Source organism: Deinococcus malanensis (assembly GCF_014647655.1).
In the GTDB taxonomy this organism is placed as follows: domain Bacteria; phylum Deinococcota; class Deinococci; order Deinococcales; family Deinococcaceae; genus Deinococcus; species Deinococcus malanensis.
The window spans coordinates 198432-223495 of record NZ_BMPP01000006.1; the positions used below are offsets into that span (position 1 = coordinate 198432).

Genomic DNA, 25064 nt, shown 5'->3' on the forward strand with positions numbered 1-25064 from the left:
ACTCATCAATTCAAAAAGCGGCCCTGGCAGAGCGTTTCCCCTCTTCCTCACCACTTTTTACCCCTAGAGAGAGTCCTTCCACAACGGTGGCAGCCGCTTACGTTCACAGTGCCCGGTACAGGTCGAGCCACTTCTCAGCAGCGCTGTCCAGACTGTACTGCTCCGCCACCCTGCTGCGGGCTTGCTGCCCCAGCGCGAGGCGCGCCTGCGGGGAAAGGGCCAAGGCTGTCTGAAGACTGAGGGCGAGCGCCTCTGCATTTCGGGGAGGGCAGAGAAAACCAGCTTCCCCTACGACCTCGCGTACGCCGCCGCAATCCGTCGCAACTACTACCCGCTCACAGGCCATCGCCTCTGCGACCACCAGACCGAAACCTTCCCAGGATGAGGAAAGCGCAAATACATCAGCCGCCGAAAGTAAAGCGGGAATATCATGGTGCACTCCGAGAAAAATTACTTTGGATTGAAGATATAGGCCTTCAACGAGCTCGTCGAGGTGTTGGCGTACCTGATCGCTACCCGTTCCAGCTATAAACAGAACGAGCCGGTGATCCTCAGGCACTTTTCCTTCAAGCAGCTTGAGGGCGTGCAGAAGGTTGGGAAAGTCTTTTTCGGGACTAAGGCGGCCGATAGCAACCAAGACCGTATCGCTGTTAGCAACCCCGTTTCCAACTCGCCACTGCTGACGAGCGTTCTCGGAAAATTGGAACTTTTCAATATCTACACCGTTGTATACGGTGATGACACGATCTGGCCTGAGCCTAGTTCGCTCCAAAAAGGCTGCCGTTGTCTTCTTACTGATGGTTGTCGTGATATCCGAAAGCCCGTCGGTCAGCCTGTAGAGAACCCCCTCCATCCCCTCACCTTCTCGCTGATGATGCCCAGTCGAGATCAGCTTGGGATATCGCAGCAAAAGCCGAAGCAGGCGCGTCATCACAATTGAGTGGAAGGAGTGAGCATGAACTACGTCGGGCCGAAAGCTCCGAATTACCTGGATGAAGTAGATAAGACCAGTGACCCAGGTGGAAGGCTTTCTCTTATCAATCCTCAGATTATGGACTCTGACCGCTGTGGAATTTGGCAGAACGACCGGCTCGCCCAACAAGGAAATCAATTGGACCTCATGGTCCTTAGCTATAAATTGGTCTGCCAAATTACAGACAAGGTTTTCAGCACCGCCCATACCTAATTGCGTCGAAACCAAAGTGATTTTCATGGTTGGTTTAGCAAGTCAATAGCGAGCTGCTGGTGGTTGTCGTAGAAGCGCTCAGTTGAAAAGTTTTCGTTGTACATAGTTTGCACCACTGCTCTAGCAGGAAGGTTAGAGAGCGTGGCAAGCACTGTCTCAGCCAGATCAACATCAGATTCAAATAGGTAAACACCTTCGGCGAATCTACTGAAATATTTATTGCCACCGACTGCTGACGCGACCACGGGAGTTCCTAACGACAATGATTCCAGAATTGCAAGATCAAAATAGCAAACCCTGTTGGGGGCAACGATTAAATCAACGGATGCCATATACTCAGCAATATCATCTGCAATCCATCCTAGATTGTTTAGATTTTTATAATTATCGCTCCCTACTTCTATTCCGCCTGCACCAGCACAAACAAATTGAATATTTGTCTCCTTCTCCAGTGCTTTAACGAGCTTTAAATATCGGTCAAATCCTTTCTGCTCGTTAAAACGTCCAAAGTAACCTACAATATACTTCTTTCCAAATGGGTTGATGTGGGTTCTATAATTTTCTTGTCGAGAGGCTGCTTTCAAATTAACGCCTGTTACCACACTATGAAACTTATTGATTAGAAGATGATCCAGCCTCGCTCTTACAGGACTATTGCCATCGAAATATCCTTCCAAAGCATACTTAGAGGGAGCCACTATTCCATCAAGTTTCTCATACAAATCGATTTCCTCAAACTGCATTTTTGGCAATAATATCGATTTTTTAATCTCACCCCCCAAAAAATTTTCGTAGTCTTCAATAGACTCCATTGATATGTCTGAAGGAGAATGAGGCATAACGAAAATTCCCTGACCTTTGATCGAGAAGTTATCCGCATAAATCCTCGCTTTGAAAACATCATGAAATACCAAGCAGGTATAATGGTTTAGTTTTTGAGTAAACTCAGGACTAAAAACAAACCTAGGTTGTCTTTTGCGGTTCCAGCCTTGGATTAGCAAGAGTAAGAACTCTCTAAAAACAGGACTCACTGCCCGCAAAATTTTTAAGATCAATTCAAATCTTGCACTACCTTTCCAATGGCTGCGCTCCTCCGATCTAGTCGCATATAAAATATCAAACAGTCGTTCAGGATGTTTGTCCGCTACAGAACTAAGATTATAGAGATAACCAGAAGGACCGCCTCCAGGCCTAATATGTTCGACGATATGGGCTACGCGTCCATTTAATACCGCATTATTTTCCGACTTAGGTCCGCTCATTTTTCGATCTCCTATAACTTTCTTTGCACAGTGCTATCAAGGCTCTTCTTGACTCTTTTGGACCTTGGAACTCCAAAGGGAGTAGAATCACTACGCAGCACAGAGCCGATCATAAGTCCCGTCACCACCAGCTCACAACCGACTACGCCCCAGGCCATACCCTGGGCTTGATATCTAGGCACGATAAACAGCACGGACAAAATATTAAGCATGGCAGCTAAAGTCACGATCAGATTAAAGGGCTTCTGCATGCCATTGGGCACCATCCATTGCAACCCGAACAAATTGCTCAGCGCCATCAAGGGAATGTTCAGCAGCAAGATCCGAAACAGCGGAACTGTGGCGGCGAACTGATCGCCGAACAGCAGGTTGACGGCCAGGGGAGCCAGCAGGTAGCCAACGGCCGCTGCCGATACAGACAACATCAGGATGATGAGCAAGAAGCGTCGAAAAAATCGCTGGGCTTCGGTGAAATTATGATGCACCTGATAACTCAGACGTGGGTAGAAAACTTGCATTAGTGGCCCGAAGGCACTGAATCCCACATTGGTCAACCGTTCGGCGTTTGAATACTGCGCAACTGTGGCGGCGGGTGCGAATAAGCGCAACATCGCGCTATTGGCTGAGGTATAAAAAAGGGTAACTGCCCGGAAAAAAAACAGGCTTCTCCCCTCTCTGAGTGCAGTGAGACTGCCTGCGAGCGACCACCGTACGCCATCCACGAATTGTCGAGCACGGACACCATTGATCATCAGAGACAGAAATGATGAGAGCCCTTGCAAACCGATCACCAGCACCACGTCCTGCGGCGAACGCACCAGTATCAGCACCAGCGCGGTATAGCCAACCTTAAGCGCCACATCGACAGAAGCCGACCAGGAAAGTTTCTCGATACCCTGGTAGAACCAGAACAGGTTGAAGCCCTGAGCAAGCCCTCCCAGGAACCCCAGCCAGAATAAGAGACCCTGGGCGCGGAAGACCGGCACAAACAAATAGATGCCAAGAGAAACTGTGAAAAAGACAAGGCTGAGCAGCACCTTGGCTCCCAGCACATCCGAAAGGATAACCGTCAGGCGCGAGCGGTCTTCCCGGTGGATCGCCACCTGACGAGCGGCCGAGTAGTTGAAACCGTACTCCAGCAGAAATCCTAGGGTGGCGAACAGGCTTTGGAGGGCAGCAAGTTCACCCAGCGCAGTCGGCCCGAGGTTCCGGGCCAGCAGCGGCAGGGTAAGCAGCGGCAGCAGAAAGGTGGCGATCTGCACGCCATAGAGGGCGACAAGGTTGCGAATCAAGGGCTACTTCACACGCATCGCAACTAAAGGAAGCGAATGTCGCCTGGGCAGAGCTGGTTGGAGATACTCATGCACTCACTCCCGAGGTTTTGGGCGCGTAAGAATATGAGTACCCATAACTGTTGCCTTCTCGGGCGTCGGACTTGTTGATCACAAATCCCAGGATATTCAGGCCCGCCCGTTCCGCGCGTCGCAGGGCACTGCGAACAGATTGCACGTTGGTCCGTCCGTACTCGGTCACCATCAGCACGGCGTCGGTATGGACCCCGACCACCAGACCGTCGGCGAGCGCCAGCAGCGGAGCACTGTCGATCAGCACGATGTCGTAGTTCTGCCGCCACAGGGCCAATGCCCCCGCGATGTCAGCCTGATTGAACACACCCAGGCTGTCCTGCACACCAGGGCCAGCAGGCAGCATATCCACATTGTCTTCGACCTGAATTACCTGAACATTGTGCGGGTCAGCAAGCGCTTCACGGGTGGTCCTGACTCCGCCCTGCCCGCTCAATTGATGCCATCGTCCACCCTCGTCGTACTTCTTCCAGACAGCCGCCTGGGTGCCACGCCGCAGGTCCGCGTCGATGATCAGCACGCGCTGTCCGCTGGAGGCGAAACCGTCTGCGAGCGTGGCCGTCAGACTGCTCTTGCCTTCGCCGGGGGCCGTACTGGTCACCATCACAACTGGATGGGGCTTACCCGCCAGGGTCGTCATCAGATTGACGCGCAGAAAGCCGATAGCCTCGTACAGCCCGGCCTGACGCGCCGCCCGTACGATGCCCGAAAAGATGATATCGCGCTGACGCAGACGCGGAATGACAGCCAGAGTCGGCACATCGAGTGTCAGCAGGTCATCCTCACTGCGGATGGTTCGGTCGAGTACCGTGAGCAGAGCGACGATCCCGGTTGCGAGCAGCACCCCCAGCAGCCCGGCCAGCGCCGCGTTCCGCAGAGGTTTGGGCGCGACAGGGCGCAACGGCTCAACAGCGGCCGACAGCGAGCTGAGCACTCCCGCCACCGAATCTTCCAGCAGTTGCACCTGAGTCAGGTTGCCCTGGATGTTAGCCCGCCGGGCGATCAACGTCTGCCGTTCGACGCCAGGAAGCGCGGAAGCACCCAGCTGCTGATCAACCTGGGCCAGTTGGGCCTGAAAGCCCGCCTGAGCACGGCGTACACTTTCCAGGGCGCGGTCGCGGTCCCATGAAAAAAGAGCAGCGCTCGCCAGATTTGCCAGGCGCTGGGCGGCAGCTGCCGTGCGCGCCCGGGCACGCACCGTGTAGATTCCGTTGCCGCTCAGATCAAGCCGTGAGGTCAGCGTGACGCTTTGCAGACGCTGTTCTCTCAATTCCCTTCCCAGGTTCTCACTCAGGCGTTCACGCTCGCTCTGAGAAATCTCCTCTTCTTTACGAATTGCCTGGATCAACGGCCCGATGACCTGAGTACTTTGCAGCGCCTGGGCCACAGCTCCTTCAGGCAGCGGCGGCGCCTTAACCAGCGCGGTACTGAGTGTGCTGTCCTGACCCTGGCTATTGGATGCAATAAGGCTGGCACTCGCTTCATAGACGCGCGGCTGGGACCGAGACCACAGAAATGCAGCCAGGGCGAGGAGTAGCGCTGTTCCCAGAATCCATGCCAGCCGCCGTCTTAGTCCTAGCCACAAGACGGAGAGATCAATTTCCCGTGATTCTGCTCTTTCTGTCATGGCCGACCTGTCGATGTGACCGAGGAAGCTGAAAGATCTTTTTCAGCGGCAGGCAGCCAGCTAGAGAATATTGCCACCCTGCTGCATTGAGAAATACTCATCCGCGCCACTATAACTTACTGCGGATAGAGGCTATCTCAGTTCGGAGAGAATTGCGACCTTAACCATCAGACGGCTACCTGATAACACCCACTTCTCAGCTGTAACGCCACCCCAGTGCGCCCACCAGCGAGGCCAGCAACAGACTGACCACCAGCAGCGGTACGGTGGCCCCCCAGCCTCCAGCTTCAAAGGCGTAGCCAGCGACCACACTGGCAGCGGCCCCCCCACCGTAATACGACAGGTGATAGAGGCCGCCGGCAAGACTGCGTGCACTGCTGACGCTGCGCTGCACCGCCGCGAGCGCCGCCGACTGCGCCAGGAAGACCCCACAGGCGGCCGCTGCCACGCCTGCAATGACCAGCGGCAACGGTGTGCTGTAAGTCAGCAACAGCCCAGCAATGCTCGCACCGACAGCAGCCAGCAGAGCGGTTCGGGGCCCTCTGGCACCCAGCAAGGGTCCGGCCAGCGGGGTAATCACCACGCCCAGCAGATACACCGCGAAAACTGATCCCGTCTGGGCAGTGGTCAGCCCGTACGGAGGATCGGACAGACGCAAGGTCAGCGTATTAAAGGTGCCCACCAGCATGAACAGAATCAGGAAGCCCACGGCGCAAGTGGCCAGCAGCGCCGGGTTCCGCAGATGGTCGCGCACTCCTGCCAGCACGGCCGCAAGATCGCGTCTGGGCTCGAACGCTCTTTCCGTCGGCAGGGCCAGGCGCGCCACAATCCACCCGGCCGTGCAGGCCACCGCCAGCAGCCAGAAGGCCACCTGCCACTCTCCCTGCGCTGCCACCAGGCCCGATAGGAAGCGTCCCAGAAAACCGCCCAGCACAGTTCCCGTCACGTAGGCGGTCAGGGCACGTGAGCGCCCTGCGGGCGAGACTTCCTCGGCAATGTAGGCGTTGAGGGCCACCATGACGCCAGGAATCAGCAGACCCTGCACAAACCGAGCAGCGTTCAGAACCTCCAGCGTGGGCGCTGCAGCCGCCAGCAGGGCCGGCAGGATCAGCAGGGCATACGCCCACAGCACGGTCCGGCGGCGTCCCCAGGCATCGGCCAGCACGCCGGTCAGGGGCGAAGCAAGCGCCATGGCCAGCATGGTCGCGCCAACCACGGTGCCCACCTGTGCCGGCCCCACCCTGAACTCCCGCGACAGCAGGGGCAACAGGCTCTGCGGGGCGTAGACGTTCAGAAAAACCAGGGTGCCCAGCGCCGCGAAAATCAGCGGGTGGACGTCCCCGCCCCTGGGCCGGGTCACAGACAAGGTGTCATGGCAGGCCTACCAACCCGTCGGGCCCCACCAACGCGGCTTCCACGCCCAGAGCCGCAGCGCAGGCCGGGTCCAGCTTGCCAGGTGGTCCGGCCAGGACAAGGGTCGGCCGGGCTTCCAGGGCCACACTGCCAGCACGGTCCAGCCGGTTCAGCACCGCCTCGAAGGTCCAGTCCTGCGCCCACAGACGCTTGACGGCATGCAGCGCCGCTGTCCCCGGGGGCGCCACCCGCGCGGTCTGTGCACGCTGGTCACCGGGCCTCCGGGTGTGCAGCTCGCCACTGGCCAGTCTGGCGTTTCCCAGCGCGCGGTAGAAGACCTGCACGGCGTCGTCTACCAGAAAGCTCGTGCGGATCAGGTTCTGGGCCTGATCGGTCAGCGGTTCCAGCAGATCCTCGTCGATGCGCGCCGGGTTGACCGATCGGAACAGCCGGCCTAACTGCTCAGGCAGGTTGGCGTGGCGGTAATAGGCTTCCTCGAAAGCGGCGGGAATCAGCATGCCGGCAACTCCATGCACCGCGAGCCGGTGCGTTTCCGCGCCGACCACGTGAGCAGGGTGCTGGGCGGCTTCCGCGATGGTCAGCATGTCCGCAGGGTAAAGCACACCTGCCCCCGAGGTGGCAGGTTCCTGGTGCATTCGCATCAAGCAGGAGCGGAGCGAGAGGTTTTCTCATCCTTCCGTTCTGCCAGTAAGTCTATGGCGCCCGGCCACTGACGACAGGTAGCCACCAGCACAAGCTTCTGGGCGGGATTTTACAGAAGCAGAGCCTTGGCCCTGTGTTCCGACCGGGCCTGGGGCACTCCTGTCAGCTATAGCAGCTGTAAAGGGGCTGGTCAGTGCAGCCAGTCCGCAGGAAAGCTCTTCAGGAGCGGGCCCGGGTTCTCCGGCTACGGATCAAGCGCACGGCAAACAAAACGGCGACCACGAGTGCCGCGATCAGCGGTGGAGTGTGGTCCTTTTTGACCCCCCACCAGAAATGCAGCACCCCCAACCCGACCGCGACATACGCCAGCTGGTGCAGCCTCTGCCAATTCTGAAAGCCCAGCCGGCGCACTGCCCCCCGCCCGCTCGTCAGTGCCAGCGGCAGCATCAGAACCAGCGCCGCAAAACCTACCGTCACGAAGGGGCGCTCCAGCACGTCTTCCAGCACCACCGCCGGTGTAAATCCGTGGTCCAGCAGATACAGCAGGAAATGAAGCACCCCATAGAAAAAAGCCAGCAGCCCCAGGGCCTTACGGATCCGGGCGGGCCATGTCCAGCCGGTTAGCATCCGCAGAGGGGTACACGCCAGCGACAGGATCAGCAACGCCAGCGCAAGCAGCCCGGTCTGCAGGATGGCCCGCTGCACTGGATTGGCGCCCAGGGCGCCTGTCTGCGCGTCGAGCAGCAGGACAGCCGCCGGCACGAGACCGCCGACCACCACGCCAGGCCCCAGCCAGGGCAGTGGACGAGACGGACGGCGCGTTCCCGTTCTTTTCTGGGGCCTGCTGGTGTGTGATTCGTGCAGCACGGACCTGGACCCGCCTGTCAGAAGAAGCGGCGCAGGTCCATGCCCTTATACAGGGACGCGACCTGATCGGCGTAGCCATTGAAAGGCAGAGTTGGCCGGCGGCGCAGTTCGCCGATCCGGCGCTCGGTCGCCTGGCTCCAGCGGGGATGCGGCACTTTCGGGTTGACATTGGCGTAAAAGCCGTATTCATCCGGGGCGGCCTGCGCCCAGGTGGTGCGTGGCTGCTTCTGGGTCAGCGTGATGCGGACCACCGATTTGATGTTCTTGAACCCGTATTTCCAGGGCACGACCAGCCGCAGCGGGGCGCCGTTCTGGTTGGGCAGGACGCGCCCATGGAGTCCGACCGCCATGAATGAAAGAGGGTGCAGGGCTTCGTCCAGCCGCAAACCTTCGACGTAGGGCCAGTCGAGCACATCTCCACGCTGCCCGGGAAACTGTTTGGGGTCATAGAGAGAGGTGAACTGCACGTATCTGGCCTTGCTGCTCGGCTCGATCCGGCGCAGCAGGGCACCCAGGGGAAAGCCCAGCCAGGGCATCACCATGGACCAGCCCTCGACACAGCGCATGCGGTAGATCCGGTCCTCCAGGGGAAACCAGGATTGCAGCGTGTCGATGTCTACCCGTACGGGTTTGCGCACTTCGCCGTCGATCAGGACGGTCCAGGGGCGCGTTCTGAGGCTTCCGGCCAGTCGCGCGGGGTCGTCCTTGCCGGTGCCGAACTCGTAGAAGTTGTTGTAGGTGGTCGCCTGCGCATACGGCGTGATCGGCTCGGAGGTGTCGTAGGGCCCCAGCGGACGGCGCGCCTGCGCCATCAGTTCGCCGGGGGCCGCCTGCGCTTCCGCACCGGGCCGGCGGGTCAACAGTTCCAGCCCACCACCCATGGCAGCGACCGTGCCGGTAAACATCGCCGCGTTTTTCAGGAACTCGCGGCGCGGATAGCCCTGGGCCTCTGAGCTCGTATCGTCGGGGTCGGAAGAAAGCTGGGGGTCAGGGGGCGTGCTGGTCATGGCGTCATTTCTCCTTGTGGAACCACGGGAGCCGGGACGAGGGAGGTGCGGGCCTGGCTTATGCGGACAGTCTGCCCCTCCCCTGCTTTCAGGTATATGCACGAAAAGACGTTCCGGATCGGCGAGGCAGGTTTCTCAAGAGAACAGGCGACTCTTCGTGAGACACAGTCACAGGGAGAGGAACACGTTCCATGCCTTCTGCTTCGGCTGTTTCCCGGGAAGCCAGGGAGCCGGAATGGTTTTGTCCTGTGAGCCGCGGCAGGAAACCAGACCACACCGCACAGGCCCGATACTGCGCTCATGAGTGTTCCGGCCCGTGAGACCGTTCCCACCCCTCTTGACGATCTGCTGGCCCTGGACCCGCGTCTCCCTGCGGTGTGGGCCTGGGTCCAGCGACTCATGACTCCGGACGCGGCGCACGACGAGGGCCACCTGCGCAGGGTGGCCGTCTGGACCCGCCGCTGCGCTCCCGACGAGCCTGCAGCGCTCGCCGTGGCCGCGGCACTGACCCACGATGTGATCAACCTGCCCAAGAATCATCCCCAGCGCGCCCAGGCGAGCACACTGGCGGCGCAGGCCGTGCGGGAGGCGCTGCCGGGCCTGGGTTTCACGCCGGCCCAGGCGCATGAGGTCGCCCTGGCGGTTCGTGACCACAGCTTCTCGCGCGGCGCGGTTCCCGAGACTCCACTGGGCGCCGCCCTGCAGGACGCTGACCGGCTGGACGCCCTGGGCGCGCTGGGGGTCATGCGGGTAGCTGCCGTGGGTGGACATCTGGGCCGGTCCCTGCTGGACCCTTCAGACCCCTGGTGCCAGCAGCGCGAGCCCGACGATCAGGCGTTCACCGTGGATCACTTCTTCACCAAACTGCTGCGTCTGGCCGGAAGCTTCCAGACAGCTCCGGGCCGCGCCGAGGCCCAGAGGCGCACGGCGGTGATGCACGCGTTCCTGACCCAGCTGGGAGAGGAAATCGGCGTGCCCTACCCCTCGCCCTGAACTTCCAGGTGGGCGCCGTCGCCCAGCGTATGCATCGTCCAGTGGCCCCCATGACGTCGCAGCCTGCTGAGGCTGGTATGGCCGATGCGGTGGGCAAACGGGACCGGATAGCCGGACTGTGGAATCAGCGGCCAGCCGAACAGCTCACACATCAGCGCCCGGATGGCCACCGAATGCGAAAAGGCGATGACGGCTGGCTGATGCAGGTCCTCGGCCCAGTCACGCATGCGGGCGGCGACCTCGGCCAAACTCTCCCCACCGGGAGGGGCGACCTGCCAGGGGTCGGACTGCCACTCTTCAAACGCCGGGTGCGCACTCATCTCTGGGACCGTCAGCCCCTCGAAGGCACCGAAATGAATCTCGCGCAGCCGGGGGTCAAGCGTGATGTTCTGCCCAGGCAGGGACAGTTGCGCGGTCTGGACGGCACGCTGAAGGTCGCTGGCCTCGACCTGATCGAAAACCTGACCACGTAACCGCCGGGCGAGGCGCCGGGCCTGGGCCTCCCCACTGCCTCCCAGCGGGTTGTCGGTGACGCCCTGCCAGCGGCCCCCTTCGTTCCACTCGGTCGCGCCATGACGGACCAGGGTGAGCTGCAGGTCGGTCATGGCCGGGTATCGACGCCGGGCAGGTCCGCGTCTTCCACCGGGATCAGCGCCGGCACCGCGCGCGGTCGGCCCTGCTCGTCAAGCGCCACGAACACGAAAAAGCCCGTTGTCGCCAGTTCCTGCTCTCCAGAGGCGATGTGCTCGCGGTAGACGTCCACCTGGATGGTCATGCTGGTGCGCCCTACCCGCACCACCCGGGCGTCGAGGGCCACCGCGTCGCCCACCCGGATCGGCACGTGGAAATCCACGCCGTCCATCCTGGCGGTGACCACGTTGCCACTGGCATGCCGGACAGCCGCGACACTGGCCGCCTTGTCCATCAGGGACAGGACCCAGCCGCCGAATGCCGTGCCGTGATAGTTGGTGTCCTTGGGAAAGACCAGTTCCAGCATGCGCGCCCGACTCCGTGGCGCTTTTCCACTTCCTGCTTCCATAGCGTTACCCCTCTTCTACCCCTCTGGGCTCTCCCTGGATCAAGTGCTCCGGCCTGACAGCCGCTGTGCAGACGCTGACTCGCGTCCTGCGGCACGGCCGTGAGTGTACAGGGGAAGAACCATCAATCCACCTGCGCCTGCCAACAGGGTTTTCTGCCCGCAGCACAGGGCACCTGGACAAGGGGCCAGATGTCCACCCTGCCGTGAGCCCATCTGGCCCAAGCGTGCCGCAGGGCTGGACAGGGCGCGAAGGAGCATTGAAGTCCCATAGAGGCCGCCCCAGAGCTCTCTGCGAGATTTTCGTGATGTATTGCACTTTAAGCTGGGCACAATTCATGCGCGACGCTGTACACCCTCCACCGGGCCCTGTCCCTTCACGAAAGCCGGGCCGGGCTGGGCTTCGGGAGGACAGGCTGCTCTGGGCGCTGGTGGGCGCTGCCGGGCTGCACAGTGGGCTGCTGGTGCTGGGGCAGCAAGGGCTCCGCTGGCCTGCGGGCCTGCTTGATCTGGTGTACCTGAGTGTGGTCGGCCTCGCGGTGGCCCTGAGCGTCCAGGTCTGGCGGACCGGCGGCCCGCATGCGCGGCCGGCCCTGGGCGCCCTGACGCTGGCGTTGATGCTGTATGCAACAGGCGACCTGCTGTGGACCTGGCTGAGCCTGTTTACGCGCAATCCACTGTTTCCATCCGTGGCCGACTTTTTTTACCTGGCGCAGTACCTCCCGCTGGTCCTGGCCCTGCTGCGGCTGTCTCATCTCTCGCTGCGGCGTCTGGACGCGACCCGGCTGGTGCTGGACGCAGCCATCGTAACAGTCGTCGTGGGGCTGTTCGCGTGGCGGGCCGGCCTGTCGACCCTGGCCGCAGACCCCACCCTGAGCGTGCCCGGGCGGGTGATCAGCCTCGCTTACCCGCTGGCTTCCCTGGCCGTCCTTGGGGTCCTGCTGCTGGTCGCTTCGGGCACAGGACGCATGCAGCGGCATGTTGCCGTGTTTGCCACCGGTCTGGGACTGATCGTGGTGGGGGATCTGGTCTATGCCCTCCTGGAAGCCAACGGCACCTACAGCAGCGCCCATCCTATCGACGCGGCGTGGGCCTGGGCACTGGTGCTGCTGGCGCTGGGAGGCCAGCTGGCCGCGCGCGAACACACCCGGGATGGGCGCGGTACCGGGGACCAGCACAGCGGTTCCAGGCGCCTGATGGTCTGGCTGCCTTACGGCGCGGTGATGTCTCTGGCAGGGTTTGTTCCGCAGCTCTACCTGAGCGCCTCACTCATGGAACGTGGAATCGCGTTCGGGGTGTTCGCGGTTCTCATTCTGGTGACTCTTCGTCAGGGAGTCGCCCTGGCCGACAACCGGCGCCTGAACGCACAGTTGCTCCTTGCCCAGGTCCAGCTGGCCCACGACGCCCGTCATGACGCGCTCACGGGGCTGCTCAACCGGACCGGTCTCGCCGAGCACCTGCGCCGGGCCCTGGGTGGCGACGCTCCGGCTCCCTTTGCGGTGCTGTTTGTGGATCTGGACCGCATGAAGCGCGTCAATGACGCCCACGGTCACGAGGCCGGTGACCACATGCTGCGCGAGATGGCGCGGCGCCTGTCGACGGTGGCGCCTGCCGGCTCCGTGGTGGCCCGCGTCGGAGGCGACGAGTTCGTGCTGGTGGCGCCTGCCCTGGAACGCGCCAGCGTGGCCATCCTGGCCCGCCGGGTGGTCACTGCGGTATCGGTGCCCACGACGCTGCAAAGCGGGACGGCCCACCTCACGGCCAGTGTGGGCGTGGCCCTGTACCCAGGTGACGGCGAGCATCCCGACGAATTGGTCAGGGCGGCCGATATCGCCATGTACGGAGCCAAAGTCGAAGGCCGCAACAGCTGGGGCTTTTACGACGAAGGCGCCCTGCAAGCTGCCCAGCAGGATTCGCGGCTCGAGGCCCAGCTGCGCCGCGCCCTTGCAGAGGGTGGGCTGGAACTGCATTACCAGCCGCTGGTCGACCTGCGTTCCGGGACCACCTTGGGCTTTGAGGCCCTGCTGCGCTGGCGAGGTTCTCCAGATCACCCTGTATCCGCGCCGGAAATGGTCCGGGTGGCCGAGGAGCGTGGCCTGATTGTCCCGCTGGGAATCTGGGGGCTGCGACACGCAGCGGCCCAGGCCAGCCGGTGGCGGGCGCATGGGGAGAAGTGGTTTGTCACGGTGAATATCTCGGCCCTGCACTTTGCCCACGAGGATTTCCTGTCTCATGTGCGTGCAGCGCTCGACGAGCACAATCTGACTGGCGAAGCGCTGATTCTCGAGCTCACTGAAAGCGCGTTGCTGCTGGACCTTGACGGTTCAGTCTCTGACCTGAACGTCCTGACCTCCTGGGGAGTCAGGGTCGCCCTGGATGACTTCGGCACCGGTTACTCCAGCCTCAACTACCTGCGCTGCCTCCCGGTGCATCTGGTCAAGATCGATAAAGCATTTGTTCTCTCGCTGCGGGAAGATGGCCACGCCTTCGTCAAGGCCATCACCGTGCTGACCCATGGACTCAATCTTCTCGTGGTGGCCGAGGGAATCGAGGAGGCATGGCAGCTTGACGGCATAGGCGCGCTGGGGGTGGACCTGGGCCAGGGCTTTTTGCTGGGCAGGCCCCAGCGCGCCCCGCTCGCCGGACAGGCGTCAGACATTCTGAAATCTCTGCCGGAAAGCACACCGGTCGGCACCAGTCAGGGATAAGACACGTCCGATGAACCTCCTCCGTTTACAGAACGAAGAAGGATGTACAGGGGTGCCCGCCTCCATGTGTGAAAGCAGGGGAGCATAAACGGCATCACCCACCCAACATGCAGGTAGGGAGGCCCTTTTGAACCTCCGGTGTGCAGTTCGGATTAGTATCCATACCTCTGAGCCATGTAGGAAAATAGAGAAGGCGACCCACAGGTCGCCTTGATTTCTTAAATATAGGGCGGTATGCACGGTATGTCAAGCGCAAGCATTGTAACTTTATTACATTCCGTTTCATGCGTCCAGAACACGGTTTCTACAGAAATTCCACCGCCTTCAGCCGGCATAGATGCATAGGGTGATACCCCAGATATAAGTGTCCGGATAGCAGGCGCCAAAGGCGTCAGGTACAGGCGGACCTCACCGCGCTACCGGTAGGTCCAGGGTGACACACAGAAAAAGCCCCGATCCGGGTACCGGACGGGGCTTCAGGAAGCCGATTTACTTGGAAGGGACCTTGATGCCGCCGCTGATGATCAGGCCCTTGACCTTCTCGACCTTCTCACGGACTGCTGGCGTGACCAGCTTGTCATTGTAGGTGTCCATGGCGTATTCCACGCCTTCGTTTTCCAGGCTGAAGTTGATGTCCCCGGCACGCCAGGGCTCGCCTTTGACCGCCGAGCGGATCACGCTGTACACCGCGTTGTCCACACGCTTGACCATGCTGGTCAGGCCGTGGTTGAGGGTCGCGGGCTTGCTGTCGGTATCTCCCAGGTAGTTCTGGTTACTGTCCACCCCAATGAAGAACATCGGGCGGGAGTTGCCGGCGCAGGTCTTCTGGTATGACGCGCTCTTGGTTACCTTGGCGAAGTTGTTGCTGCCGAAGCTCACGCCCGCGGGCAGTTCGCTGGCCTTGATGCACTGGGTGCGGGTCACGAAGTTGATCACGCCGCGTCCACTGCCGCCCGCAGCCGCAAAGATAATGTCGGCGCCTTTGTTCTTCATGCCGCCGGCCAGGGCCACAGCACCCGGAATGTTGTTCCAGGCCGCGGGGGTCGTTCCCAGGTAGCGGGCGATGACCTGACATTTGGGGCAGGCCAGCTTGACGCCTGCGGTGTAGCCGGCTTCGAACTTGTGAATCAGCGGAATATCCATGCCGCCCACGAAGCCGACCACACTGGTGCTGCTGCTCAGACCGGCGAGGTAGCCCACCAGGAAGCTGCCCTCGTGTTCGCGGAAGCGCAGGCCCATGGTGTTGTTGCCGCTCGGCAGCGCGTCGACTGCGGCGTAGCGCAGGTTCGAGTTGGTCTTGGCCGCACGGTCGATGCTGTCGAGGCTGTTGAAGCCGATGCCGATAATCAGGTCCTTGCGCTCGGTGCTGAACTGCTGCACGCCGCGTCCTACGTCACCAGCGGTCGTGGGCTCGAAGATGTCCACCTTGATGCCCAGGTCCTTCTGGGCCCGCAGGACGCCCTGATAGGCGCTCTGGTTGAAGGAGCGGTCGTTCTTACCACCCGCATCCAGCACCACACCGATAGCAGGTGCAGGCTGGGCGTGGCTGACGCCGCACAGCAGCGAAAGAAGGGTCAGAGTGAGAAGAGGGTGAGATTTCACGCCACTTACGCTACGCCTAAAGGTACAGCAGACAGACACGAAAATTTCACAGCCGGCCCCCCGCGCCGGCTGCCCCCTGTTGGGGGGCCCTCGGACTGGCTGGAGCCTGACGGAATCGAAGTTTCCAGGACGTCACTCATCTTCACCCCAGGGCTCTTTTCCGGGCCACACTCACGTGGTCGTTCAGACGATTGGAATATGGGTATTTGACACGTCTGCGTGGGCATGCGAGCATGCCCTCACATCACATTTGTACTCAGGCCAGCGAGGCCTCTGCGGCTGCGTTGCTGTCGCATTTCCGGGGCTTACGTTTGGGAGGTTTTTATGAAGAAGCGCACCCTAGTATCGTTGTCCCTTCTCCCGTTTCTGGCTGGTTCCGCCCTGGCGGATAAGGTCGTCAGCATCGGCTTCAGCGGTCCCCTTTCCGGCGGCGCCGCGTTTTACGGCAAAGACACCCAGAGCGGCGTGGAAATGGCCATCGCGGAACTGAACCGCAAGGGCATTCGCGTCAAGGGCGAGAAGGTCACCTTCAAGCTCGTCTCCCTGGATGACCGTTACCTGCCCAACGAAACCGCCACCAACGTCAAGCGCATGACCAGCCAGGACATCGGCTTTATCTTCGTGCCCCACTCCGGCGGCATCCTGACCGTGCAGCCCATGACCGCCCGGGATAACTTCCTGCTGGTGGCCTACTCCTCCGAGCCGAAGATCCTGGAAGCCAAGAACCCCATGACCTTCATGCTCCCGCCTCGCTACGACAACTACCTGCAGCCCTTCACCGCCACCCAGATGAAGGCCTACGGCAAGAAGCTGGGGCTGATCGGCACCACCAGCGCCTACGGCAAGCAGTGGACCGACGCCATCACGGCCGAGTGGAAGAGGCAGGGCGGCACGGTGGGCGGCAACAACGGCGTGGACTACAACACCACCGTGGACTACAGCAGCGCCGTGACCAAGGCGCTGGCCGAGAAGCCCGACGTGCTGTTCGTGGGCGGGCCCAGCCAGCCCACCGCACTGGTGATCAAGGCCGCGCGTGAGCAGGGCTTCAAGGGCGGGTTCATCGTAATGGACCAGGCCAAGTTTGAGCAGATGGACACCCTGATTCCGGCCACCTACCTCAACGGCAGCGTGGGCGTGCTGCCCACCAAGGAGTTCCCCGGCACCAGCATTTTCGTCAACCAGTACCAGAGGGTCTACAAGAAGATCCCCACCAGCGAGGCTGGCCTGAACTACATGGGCATGAACGTGCTGGCCAAAGCGATGGAGCTGGCCGGCAGCACCGAACCCAAGGCTGTGCGCGAGAAGCTGGACGCCGCCGCCAAGGCCCTGCCCCTGAGCAGGAGCGTTTACAAGCTGATGGGCGTGACCGACATTGGCCACGTGGACGCCGAGTTCACCATCGCCAGCGTCAGGAACGGCAAGTACACCAAGCTGCGCGTGGCCAAAGTCTTCAAGTAAGTTCATCCTGCCGCGCCCCGATTCAAAACGGGGCGCGGTTTTCTGCATCTGCCTGACCTCTGAGGGAGGACCCCTGTCTTGACCACCTTTTTGCAACAACTCTTCAATGCCCTGGCCCTGGGCGGGGTGTACGCCCTGGTCGCCCTGGGCCTGACCCTGGTCTACGGCGTGATGCGCGTGCCGAACTTCGCGCATGGTGGCCTGTACATGCTGGGCGCGTACCTGACCTTCGCGGGGCTGACCCTGCTGAAAATCAGCTACGTGCCCGCGCTGCTGATCTCGGCGGTCGTGGTGGCGCTGCTGGCCGCATTGATGGAGCGGCTGATCTTCTACCCGCTGCGCAACGCCCCGCACGTGCATCCCATGATTGCCGCGCTGGGCGTACTATTTTTCTTCGAAGCCCTGATTGCGCACCCGGCGGTGTTCGGGCCGGATTTCAAGCAAATCGCCGAGCCTGTTCCGGGGATCGTGACCATCGCCGGCGTGGTGATCACCTGGCAGCGCCTGATCGTCATCGCCGCAAGCGTGGCGGCCATGCTGGGACTGAACTTTTTCCTGAAGCGGACCCTCACCGGCGCGACCATCGAAGCGATGTCGCAGAACCGCGAGGGTGCACGGCTGGTGGGCATCAACACTGACCGGGTAGGGATGCTGACCTTTGCTATCTCGGGCGCCCTGGCTGCCATCGCGGCCTCACTGATCGCGCCGATCAACTCGGTGACACCCAGCATGGGCGAGGTCATGAACCTCAAGGTCTTCGCCATCATCATTCTGGGCGGCATGGGCAGTGTGCCGGGCGCTATTGTCGGTGCGTTTCTGCTGGCATTCTCGGAAGTGTTCGGGGGCTTTTACATCAACCTTGACTTTGCGGACGTGATCGGCTTTGCCATGCTGGTGCTGGTGCTGGCCATCAAGCCGCAGGGACTGTTCCGGAGGGGCACATGACCGCGCGCCGTACCGGGCCGTGGGGCTGGATCGCGCTGTTCGTAGTGATGGCGCTGTTTCCGCTGCTGCGCCCCTCGGGCTATCTGCTGGACATCGGCGTGAACATCATGATTTACGCCATGCTGGCCTACGGAATGAACATTCTGCTGGGCTATACCGGGCAGTTGCCGCTGGCGCACGCCGGGTTTTTCGGCATCGGGGCCTACACGGTGGGTATCCTGACGCTCAAGGCCGGCTGGAACTTCTGGCTGGCGTGGCCGGTCGCGGTGGTGCTGTGCGCCGTGCTGGGCTGGCTGCTGGGGCTGGTGGCCTTCCGCACCAAGGGAGACGCTTTCTCGATTCTGACGCTGGCGGTCGGCGTGATCATCATGCTGGTGATCAACAAGTGGGACAGCCTGACCGGGGGCAACGAAGGCCTGAACGGCATCAATCCGCCGCCGGGTCTGGAGGGGCTGGCCCAGTCCCTGGGCCTGAAACTCTCGGGCGGCTTTTACTACATGGCTTTGGTGGCGCTGGCACTGACAGTGCTGCTGGTGGCCCGGACCCGCGCCAGCGTGTTCGGCCGCTCGCTGATCGCCATCCGCGGCGGCGAGGACCTGGCCCGCAGTGCGGGGATCAACGTGTTCCAGCACAAGCTGCGGGCCATGATGCTGTCCACTGCCATCGCAGGCTTTGCGGGCGGCCTGTACGCCGTGTATATAGGATTCCTGGGCGCCGCCTCGACGGGACCGGTGGTGACCTTCACGGTGCTGCTGTACCTGCTGGTGGGCGGGCTGGGCACCCTGGCCGGACCTCTGGTCGGACCGGCGCTGATCTACACCCTGACCCAGAACCTCAAGGGCCTGCAGGACTACCAGTATCTGGTGTTCGGGCCGCTGCTGGTGCTGCTGGTGATGTTCGCGCCGCACGGGCTGGCCGGCGCCTGGGAACGGCTGGTCGCGCGCCGGCGCACCCCGACACCCTCCCCTACCCCGGAAAAGGCGGTGGACCATGCCTGAGAGCCTGCTTGATGTCCAGGGTCTGGGCATCCGATTCGGCGGCCTTCATGCCGTGCGCGACGTGACCACCCATATTCCGGCCGGACAGATCACTGCGATCATCGGCCCCAACGGTGCGGGCAAGAGCACCTTCTTCAACCTGATCAGCGGGTTTTACCAGCCGACCTCTGGCAGCATCCGTTTTGCCGACGAAGACATTACCCGCCTGAAGACCCACGAGGTGGTCTCGCGCGGCATTGCCCGGACCTTCCAGACCACGACCATCTACAAGGAACTCAGCGTCCTGGAGGGTGTCATGATCGGCCACCGGGTGCGCACCCGCGCCGGACTGTTTGATGCGCTGCTGCGTACTGGTCGCGAGCGGCAGGATCAGGCAGCCAGTCATGCCGGCGCCATGCGGGCCCTGGAGCGGGTGGGGCTCGCGGCGCAGGCGCATCTGCCGGCCGGGGCGCTGACCCAGGAAGGCCAGAAACGGGTCGGGATCGCCATGGCCCTGGCCAGCGACCCCAAGCTGCTTCTGCTTGATGAGCCGGCAGCGGGCATGAACCCCGAAGAGACCGTCAACCTGATGGCCCTGATCCGGGAACTGGTCACGGGTGGGCTGACCGTCGCCCTGGTGGAGCACAAGATGAGCCTGGTGATGGGTCTGGCCGACGGCATTGTGGTGCTGCATCACGGGCAGAAGATTGCCCAGGGCACTCCGCAGGAAGTCAGCCGCGATCCGGCAGTCATCGAGGCCTATCTGGGGGGTCACGCCCACGGTGGTCAGATGGGCAATACCGGCAAGGCGCCGGCAGCTGCAGAGGGAGCCAGCCATGCTTGAGGTGCGGGACCTGAGCGTCAAATACGGGCATTTCACCGCCCTGCATGACGTGAATCTGAATGTGCAGGCCGGTGAGATCGTGGTGCTGCTGGGTGCCAACGGTGCGGGCAAAAGCACGCTGTTCAGGACCCTGTCGGGCCTGCAGCGCCCTTCGTCGGGCAGCGCGACCTGGAATGGCACGCCCCTGACCGGCGGACGCCCGGAGTTCAACGTGGCGCATGGCGTCGCCCAGTGCCCCGAGGGCCGATTGCTGTTTCCGGACCTCAGCGTGGAAAAGAATCTGCGCCTGGGGGCGTTCGTGCACCGCAAGGATGCCGCCGGCACCAACCGGGAACTGGATCGCGTGTACGAGCTGTTTCCAGCACTGGTGGAAAAACGCGCCGCGTCTGCCGGCAGCCTGTCGGGAGGTCAGCAGCAGATGGTGGCGATTGCCCGCTCGCTGATGGCCCGTCCACAGCTGCTGCTGCTGGACGAACCCAGCCTGGGGTTGGCCCCGCTGGTCGTCGAGCAGGTGTTCGAGGCGGTGCAGCGTGTCAACGCGGCGGGCGTCAGCGTGCTGCTGGCCGAGCAGAACGCCTTCGCCGCGCTGGGTATCGCCCACCGTGGATATGTGCTCGAAGGCGGGCGGGTCACCCTGCAGGGCGCCCAGCACGAACTGATGACCGATGACCGGGTGCGCAGCGCGTATCTGGGCGTGTAGAACCCCGGTAGTCCCGAAGCGGCGTGTAGGCACTGGCATACATGCCGCTCCCCTGTTGCCCATCTGCCACCTCTACACTGCAGGCAGTCGCCCTGCCCCTGTTGGGGCCCAGGGCCGAACTCCGGACGAGAGTACCGCCGTACCCGGTCACGACAAGACGGCGCGCGGAGGTTGCTATGGCATGGACACTGCTGGTGCTGGCCGGTCTGCTGGAAGTGGGCTGGGCGGTTGGACTGAAGTACACCCAGGGCTTTACCCGGCCGCTGCCTACCCTGCTGACGGTGCTGAGCATGATCGCCAGCATGGGCCTGCTGGGACTGGCCGCCCGGACCCTGCCGATCGGGACGGCCTACGGCGTATGGGTGGGCATTGGCGCGGTGGGCGCTGCGGTGCTGGGCGTCGTGCTGTTCGGCGAGGCCATGACGCCTGCCCGGCTGCTGTTCCTGACCCTGATGGTTGTCGCGATCATCGGACTGAAGGTCACCAGCGGGCATTGAAGGGCAAAGAACTAAGGAGCCGGGGCATATTGGGCCCCGGCTCCGCTGCTGTTCCCTGCAAAAACTCAGGCAGGACGCAGACTGTCGAGTTCGCGGCCTTCGCCCCGTTCCTCGGACTGCACGTCGGGCTCGATGGTCGGCAGGTCCTCCCCATTCAGCGCGCGGGTCAGGCGGTCAACGTCAACCGCGCGTTCACTCTTGGCAATCACCAGCGCCGCTACCGCATTCCCGATAAAGTTGGTTAGGGCGCGGGCCTCGCTCATGAAGCGGTCGATGCCCAGAATCAGTGCCAGACCAGCCACAGGAACATTACCCACCGCGCTCAGTGTGGCGGCCAGGGTAATAAAGCCGCTCCCGGTCACGCCGGCTGCGCCCTTGCTGGTCAGGAGCAGCACGCCCAGCAGACCTAGTTGCTGACCCAGGCTCAGTTCGGTGTTGGTGGCCTGCGCGATGAACATGGCGGCCATGGTCAGGTAGATGCTGGTGCCGTCCAGGTTGAACGAGTAGCCGCTGGGCACCACCAGACCCACCACGCTTTTCTCGGCGCCGGCATGCTCGAGCTTGACCATCAGGCGCGGCAGGGCCGACTCGCTGGAGCTGGTGCCCAGGACCAGCAGCAGTTCTTCTTTGATGTAGCGGATCAGCTTCAGGATGCTGAAGCCCGACATGCGGGCGATCAGGCCCAGCACCCCGAAGATAAACAGCACGCAGGTCGCGTAGAAGGTGATCATCAGGTATCCCAGCTGCGCGAGGCTGCCCACACCGTACTTGCCGATGGTGAAGGCCATCGCCCCAAAGGCACCGATGGGCGCCAGACGCATCACGAAGCCCAGAATCACGAAAATCGCCTGGTTCACCGTGTCGATGCCGTGCAGGATGGCGTCGCCGACCTTGCCCAGGCGCAGCAGGGCGAAGCCGAACAGCACCGCCACCAGCAGCACCTGCAGCAGGTCGCCCTGGGTAAAGGCGCTGATCAGGGTGTCGGGAATGATGTGCAGAATGAAGTCCGCGACGGTCTGCGCGCCGGCAGCCTCGGTGTACCGGGTGATACCGCTGGTGTCCAGGCTGGCAGGATCGATGTTCATGCCTCGGCCCGGGCCCAGCACGTTGACGATCACCAGCCCGATGACCAGGGCGAAGGTGGTCACCAGCTCAAAGTACAGCAGGGCCTTGCCGCCCACCCGGCCAACCTTTTTGGTGTCGCGCATGTGGGCGATGCCGCTGACGACCGTGGCGAAGATGATCGGCGCGATGATCATCTTGATCAGCTTGATAAAGCCATCACCCAGAGGCTTGAGGCCTTCTCCCAGCCTTGGGAAGAGAAACCCGGTCAGGATGCCGAGGGCAATGGCGATCAGCACCTGCACATACAGGCTGCGGAAAATCTTGGGCATACAGGAGGCCTCCTGGGGCCACCGCCCGGATACAACAGGGCGGGAAGAAACGGGGACAGGCCTGTCCGGCTGGCAGGGAAAATGCGGCTGAACTGGCTGAACTTGACAGGCGCCAGTGTGCCTGCCCGGCGCCCGGCCGGCAGTGGGCCCGGGAGGCATCTGGGCCCGGCACTCCGAAAAAGGCTGATCTGCACGGGCATAGCGGTTCTCCCCACCTGACGTTGATTGGTGCAGGGCGTGAACGCAATTCCCTTCCCCGGGCTCCGGACATGGCAGACTGCGAGGCACTGTGTCTCTTCGTCCGGCGTTACCCCGCCCGGTCCGGCTGAGTGTGCCCGAGCTGGCGCGTGAGGTTGCGCTGCCGTACACGCCCCGGCTGCTGCGGGTACAGACCCGGGTGTTTCTGACCACACTGGGGGCCTTCTTGCTGCTGGCCCTGCCTCTGGCCCTGCTGGCCAGTCTGGTGCTGCGCGGTGGTCTGTACCAGACCTTCGCTGACCGGGCGCTGCGCGAATCGCAGCTGATGGCCACCCTGCCCCCGGTGGTGTCGGCGCTCAGCGGAGACAAGGTCGCCCGCACGCAGCTCAATGCCCTGGTCAACCGCTACCGGGTGGTCTTGAGGGCCGACTACATCGTGATCACTGACCAGTCGGCCATCCGCCTGACCCACCCGAACCCGGACCAGATCGGCCAGCGCATGGTGGGCGGTGACTTCAAGGCCTTCCTGCGCGGCCAGAGCATGACCGAGACCGTGGCGGGGACGCTGGGGCCTTCCGTGCGGGCCAAGGTGCCGGTGCTGGCCGGGGACGGCCGGGTGCTGGGACTGGCCAGCGTGGGTTTCCTGCTGCCGCGCGTAGAGGACGTGTTCTGGAACGTGGTACGCGCCGCGCTGCCCTGGTATCTGGCCGCACTGGGCCTGGCGCTGCTGCTGGCCAATCTGCTGGCACGCCGGGTGCGGGCCACCCTGCTGGACCTGGAACCCGAGCAGGTGGCCGGCGGGCTGCTGCACTTCCGCACGGTGCTCAACACCCTGCAAGACGGCGTGCTGGTGGTACGGGCCGGGCAGATCTATGTCATGAATCCGCAGGCCCGCGCCATGCTGGGGGCGTCGCACCGCCTGCCGGTGCCACTCAGAGATCTGTTGCCTGATCTGCCGGCGCAGGAGGACCGGTCTCCCCACACCCTGGATGTGCGTGGGCAGCCGGTGCTGGTGGATGTGCACACCGCCGAGGACGGAGCGCAGGTGATCACGCTGCGCGATCTGGCCCGGGTGCAGGCGCTGGCCGACGAGCTCACCCAGTCACGCCGGTACGCCGAGTTGCTTCGCGCGCAGACGCACGAATTTACCAACCGGTTGCACACGCTGGCCGGGCTGCTGCACCTGGGGGAAACCCAGGAAGCGCTTCAGCTGATTCATGCGCAGGCCGCGCGGCACACCGCCCATGCCGACGCGGTCAGGCAGCTGGGTCACGTGCGGCTCGCCGCGCTGCTGCTGGGCAAGTTTGACCGTGCGGCTGAACTGGGCGTGACCCTGACCATCGATCCGCTCTCGAAACTGCCAGAAACCCTGGCGCCTGGCGTGCTGGACGCTCTTGAACTGGCGGCCGGCAACCTGATCGAGAACGCCTGCGAGGCCGCGAGTGGCCTCCCCGACGCCCGGGTGCAGGTGCTGATCGCCGCCGACCCGGAAGGCCTGATCCTAGAGGTGCGCGACACGGGGAACGGCGTGCCGCCCGCCTTGCTTACCTCTCTGACCCACAGGGGAGTCAGCAGCAAGGGCAGTGGGCGCGGCGTGGGGCTGGCCCTGGTGCAGGAACGGGTGGCCGCACTGGGCGGCACGCTGACGCATGACCGCCTTCCCGACCCCACTGGGCGGTTGTGGACCCGCTTTACCCTGGACCTGCCGGCCGGAGACACTCCATGACCCACGACCCCATCCGCACCCTGATTGTCGAGGACGATCCGCAGATTGCGGCGCTCCACCGCCGTCTGCTGGAACGTGCAGGAGGCTTCGAGGTGCTGGGCAGTGCCGAGACGCTACGCATCGCACGGGCCATGAGCCGCACCCTGCGCCCGGACCTGCTGCTGCTGGACGTGCACTTGCCCGATGGACGAGGCCTCGATCTGCTGCGTGAACTGCGGCTGGAAGGCGCCCAGGTAGACGCAGTGCTGGTCACGGCGGCCAGTGACGCGCCCAGCGTACAAAGTGCGCTGCTGCACGGTGCGGCCGACTATCTGGTCAAGCCCGTCACGCCTGAACGTTTTGCGCTGGCGCTGGAACGGGTGCGTGAACGTGCGGCACTGTGGACGCAGGTGGATGTGCGGCAGGGACATCTGGACGCCCTGTTTACGCCACTGGCGGATGACGCTTCAGGTCTGGACGCCGAGACCCTGCGCCGGGTCCGTGCCGTTCTGCGTGACGGCGCAGCCCACACCGCCCAGGAAATGGGTCAGGCTCTGGGCATAAGCCGCGTGACCGCCTGGCGCTACCTGGAATACCTGACCGCTCAGGGCGAGGCCGCGGCAGCGGCGGATGCCCGCAGCGTGGGCCGACCGGCCAAACGCTACCGCCGCGCCTAGG

22 protein-coding genes and 1 riboswitch are annotated in these 25064 nt (G+C 62.8%); of the genes, 10 read left to right on the plus strand and 12 right to left on the minus strand.

All coding sequences use genetic code 11. From position 1 onward, the window contains the following. Positions 1-103: 103 nt before the first annotated feature. The 8 genes from IEY49_RS09245 to msrP all read right to left on the minus strand — a co-directional run bounded on the left by IEY49_RS09245 (position 104) and on the right by msrP (position 9329). On the minus strand, positions 104-1213 hold the full coding sequence (locus tag IEY49_RS09245; protein ID WP_189007177.1) for a glycosyltransferase: 1110 nt from the start codon (positions 1211-1213) through the stop codon (positions 104-106). Continuing rightward, positions 1210-2448: a glycosyltransferase family 4 protein gene (locus tag IEY49_RS09250; RefSeq protein ID WP_189007179.1), complete on the minus strand. Its 1239-nt coding sequence runs from the start codon at positions 2446-2448 to the stop codon at positions 1210-1212. Before IEY49_RS09250 ends, IEY49_RS09245 begins: the two co-directional genes overlap by 4 nt. A gap of 11 nt (positions 2449-2459) precedes the next feature. Then, entirely contained in the window at positions 2460-3740 is a 1281-nt protein-coding gene (locus tag IEY49_RS09255) for an oligosaccharide flippase family protein (RefSeq protein ID WP_189007181.1), read from the minus strand. Positions 3741-3807: 67 nt separating this feature from the next. Then, positions 3808-5439 (minus strand): polysaccharide biosynthesis tyrosine autokinase, encoded by a 1632-nt coding sequence (locus tag IEY49_RS09260; RefSeq protein ID WP_189007183.1) that lies wholly within the window; start codon positions 5437-5439, stop codon positions 3808-3810. Between the two features lie 196 nt (positions 5440-5635). Beyond that, the gene (locus IEY49_RS09265; protein WP_229780719.1) at positions 5636-6799 is read right to left on the minus strand and encodes an MFS transporter; all 1164 of its coding nucleotides are present in this window, start codon (positions 6797-6799) and stop codon (positions 5636-5638) included. A 10-nt stretch (positions 6800-6809) separates the two neighbouring features. Continuing rightward, a complete protein-coding gene (locus tag IEY49_RS09270) occupies positions 6810-7397 on the minus strand; it encodes a hypothetical protein (RefSeq protein WP_189007186.1) in 588 nt (195 codons plus the stop codon). 277 nt (positions 7398-7674) lie between these two features. Continuing rightward, positions 7675-8322 carry a protein-methionine-sulfoxide reductase heme-binding subunit MsrQ gene (gene msrQ, locus IEY49_RS09275; RefSeq protein WP_505699305.1) on the minus strand — a complete coding sequence of 216 codons (648 nt, stop codon included), beginning with the start codon at positions 8320-8322 and terminating at the stop codon, positions 7675-7677. Between the two features lie 17 nt (positions 8323-8339). Further along, the gene (gene msrP / locus IEY49_RS09280) at positions 8340-9329 is read right to left on the minus strand and encodes a protein-methionine-sulfoxide reductase catalytic subunit MsrP (protein WP_189007191.1); all 990 of its coding nucleotides are present in this window, start codon (positions 9327-9329) and stop codon (positions 8340-8342) included. 300 nt (positions 9330-9629) lie between these two features. On the opposite strand from msrP, the gene IEY49_RS09285 reads away from it, so the two are divergent. After that, a complete protein-coding gene (locus IEY49_RS09285) occupies positions 9630-10322 on the plus strand; it encodes an HD domain-containing protein (RefSeq protein WP_189007194.1) in 693 nt (230 codons plus the stop codon). Here the strand turns inward: IEY49_RS09285 and IEY49_RS09290 are convergent. Beyond that, positions 10307-10927: a histidine phosphatase family protein gene (locus IEY49_RS09290; RefSeq protein WP_189007197.1), complete on the minus strand. Its 621-nt coding sequence runs from the start codon at positions 10925-10927 to the stop codon at positions 10307-10309. The genes IEY49_RS09285 and IEY49_RS09290 overlap by 16 nt on opposite strands. After that, positions 10924-11361, minus strand: coding sequence for an acyl-CoA thioesterase (locus IEY49_RS09295; protein ID WP_189007199.1), 438 nt, complete (start codon positions 11359-11361; stop codon positions 10924-10926). Before IEY49_RS09295 ends, IEY49_RS09290 begins: the two co-directional genes overlap by 4 nt. Positions 11362-11696: 335 nt before the next feature. Here IEY49_RS09295 and IEY49_RS09300 point away from each other — a divergent pair, with 335 nt between their 5' ends. After that, positions 11697-14066: a putative bifunctional diguanylate cyclase/phosphodiesterase gene (locus tag IEY49_RS09300; protein WP_189007202.1), complete on the plus strand. Its 2370-nt coding sequence runs from the start codon at positions 11697-11699 to the stop codon at positions 14064-14066. Between the two features lie 489 nt (positions 14067-14555). Here the strand turns inward: IEY49_RS09300 and IEY49_RS09305 are convergent, their stop codons facing one another. Next, on the minus strand, positions 14556-15668 hold the full coding sequence (locus IEY49_RS09305) for a BMP family lipoprotein (RefSeq protein WP_189007205.1): 1113 nt from the start codon (positions 15666-15668) through the stop codon (positions 14556-14558). Between the two features lie 324 nt (positions 15669-15992). On the opposite strand from IEY49_RS09305, the gene IEY49_RS09310 reads away from it, so the two are divergent. From IEY49_RS09310 to sugE, 6 genes are all read left to right on the plus strand, one after another. After that, complete coding sequence (locus IEY49_RS09310) at positions 15993-17126, plus strand: ABC transporter substrate-binding protein (RefSeq protein ID WP_189007209.1); 1134 nt, start codon at positions 15993-15995, stop codon at positions 17124-17126. A 78-nt stretch (positions 17127-17204) separates the two neighbouring features. After that, a complete protein-coding gene (locus IEY49_RS09315) occupies positions 17205-18071 on the plus strand; it encodes a branched-chain amino acid ABC transporter permease (RefSeq protein ID WP_189007212.1) in 867 nt (288 codons plus the stop codon). After that, positions 18068-19069: a branched-chain amino acid ABC transporter permease gene (locus IEY49_RS09320; RefSeq protein ID WP_189007215.1), complete on the plus strand. Its 1002-nt coding sequence runs from the start codon at positions 18068-18070 to the stop codon at positions 19067-19069. The genes IEY49_RS09315 and IEY49_RS09320 overlap by 4 nt, the downstream gene beginning before the upstream one ends. Then, positions 19062-19892, plus strand: coding sequence for an ABC transporter ATP-binding protein (locus IEY49_RS09325; protein WP_189007218.1), 831 nt, complete (start codon positions 19062-19064; stop codon positions 19890-19892). The genes IEY49_RS09320 and IEY49_RS09325 overlap by 8 nt, the downstream gene beginning before the upstream one ends. Then, positions 19885-20592, plus strand: a complete 708-nt coding sequence (locus IEY49_RS09330) for an ABC transporter ATP-binding protein (RefSeq protein WP_189007221.1) — start codon at positions 19885-19887, stop codon at positions 20590-20592. Before IEY49_RS09325 ends, IEY49_RS09330 begins: the two co-directional genes overlap by 8 nt. Before the next feature lie 100 nt (positions 20593-20692). Continuing rightward, a riboswitch (guanidine-III (ykkC-III) riboswitch) is annotated at positions 20693-20759 on the plus strand. A gap of 9 nt (positions 20760-20768) precedes the next feature. Next, positions 20769-21089 carry a quaternary ammonium compound efflux SMR transporter SugE gene (gene sugE, locus IEY49_RS09335; RefSeq protein ID WP_189007224.1) on the plus strand — a complete coding sequence of 107 codons (321 nt, stop codon included), beginning with the start codon at positions 20769-20771 and terminating at the stop codon, positions 21087-21089. Positions 21090-21154: 65 nt separating this feature from the next. Here sugE and IEY49_RS09340 read toward each other — a convergent pair whose 3' ends face one another. Continuing rightward, positions 21155-22483: a dicarboxylate/amino acid:cation symporter gene (locus IEY49_RS09340; RefSeq protein WP_189007227.1), complete on the minus strand. Its 1329-nt coding sequence runs from the start codon at positions 22481-22483 to the stop codon at positions 21155-21157. Between the two features lie 289 nt (positions 22484-22772). Between IEY49_RS09340 and IEY49_RS09345 the strand changes: the two genes are divergently transcribed. Together IEY49_RS09345 and IEY49_RS09350 are read left to right on the plus strand one after the other, a co-directional pair. Then, complete coding sequence (locus tag IEY49_RS09345) at positions 22773-24407, plus strand: ATP-binding protein (protein ID WP_189007230.1); 1635 nt, start codon at positions 22773-22775, stop codon at positions 24405-24407. Then, positions 24404-25063 carry a response regulator gene (locus tag IEY49_RS09350; protein WP_189007233.1) on the plus strand — a complete coding sequence of 220 codons (660 nt, stop codon included), beginning with the start codon at positions 24404-24406 and terminating at the stop codon, positions 25061-25063. The genes IEY49_RS09345 and IEY49_RS09350 overlap by 4 nt, the downstream gene beginning before the upstream one ends. Position 25064 lies beyond the last annotated feature (1 nt).

What these genes read in the sequence shown, in the direction of transcription:
- IEY49_RS09245 (WP_189007177.1), bottom strand. Translation starts at nt 1,213, where the DNA reads ATGAAAATCACTTTGGTTTCGACGCAATTAGGTATGGGCGGTGCTGAA.
- IEY49_RS09250 (WP_189007179.1), bottom strand. Translation starts at nt 2,448, where the DNA reads ATGAGCGGACCTAAGTCGGAAAATAATGCGGTATTAAATGGACGCGTA.
- IEY49_RS09260 (WP_189007183.1), bottom strand. Translation starts at nt 5,439, where the DNA reads ATGACAGAAAGAGCAGAATCACGGGAAATTGATCTCTCCGTCTTGTGG.
- IEY49_RS09270 (WP_189007186.1), bottom strand. Translation starts at nt 7,397, where the DNA reads ATGCTGACCATCGCGGAAGCCGCCCAGCACCCTGCTCACGTGGTCGGC.
- msrP (WP_189007191.1), bottom strand. Translation starts at nt 9,329, where the DNA reads ATGACCAGCACGCCCCCTGACCCCCAGCTTTCTTCCGACCCCGACGAT.
- IEY49_RS09285 (WP_189007194.1), top strand. Translation starts at nt 9,630, where the DNA reads ATGAGTGTTCCGGCCCGTGAGACCGTTCCCACCCCTCTTGACGATCTG.
- IEY49_RS09290 (WP_189007197.1), bottom strand. Translation starts at nt 10,927, where the DNA reads ATGACCGACCTGCAGCTCACCCTGGTCCGTCATGGCGCGACCGAGTGG.
- IEY49_RS09295 (WP_189007199.1), bottom strand. Translation starts at nt 11,361, where the DNA reads ATGGAAGCAGGAAGTGGAAAAGCGCCACGGAGTCGGGCGCGCATGCTG.
- IEY49_RS09300 (WP_189007202.1), top strand. Translation starts at nt 11,697, where the DNA reads ATGCGCGACGCTGTACACCCTCCACCGGGCCCTGTCCCTTCACGAAAG.
- IEY49_RS09310 (WP_189007209.1), top strand. Translation starts at nt 15,993, where the DNA reads ATGAAGAAGCGCACCCTAGTATCGTTGTCCCTTCTCCCGTTTCTGGCT.
- IEY49_RS09320 (WP_189007215.1), top strand. Translation starts at nt 18,068, where the DNA reads ATGACCGCGCGCCGTACCGGGCCGTGGGGCTGGATCGCGCTGTTCGTA.
- IEY49_RS09325 (WP_189007218.1), top strand. Translation starts at nt 19,062, where the DNA reads ATGCCTGAGAGCCTGCTTGATGTCCAGGGTCTGGGCATCCGATTCGGC.
- IEY49_RS09330 (WP_189007221.1), top strand. Translation starts at nt 19,885, where the DNA reads ATGCTTGAGGTGCGGGACCTGAGCGTCAAATACGGGCATTTCACCGCC.
- sugE (WP_189007224.1), top strand. Translation starts at nt 20,769, where the DNA reads ATGGCATGGACACTGCTGGTGCTGGCCGGTCTGCTGGAAGTGGGCTGG.
- IEY49_RS09340 (WP_189007227.1), bottom strand. Translation starts at nt 22,483, where the DNA reads ATGCCCAAGATTTTCCGCAGCCTGTATGTGCAGGTGCTGATCGCCATT.
- IEY49_RS09350 (WP_189007233.1), top strand. Translation starts at nt 24,404, where the DNA reads ATGACCCACGACCCCATCCGCACCCTGATTGTCGAGGACGATCCGCAG.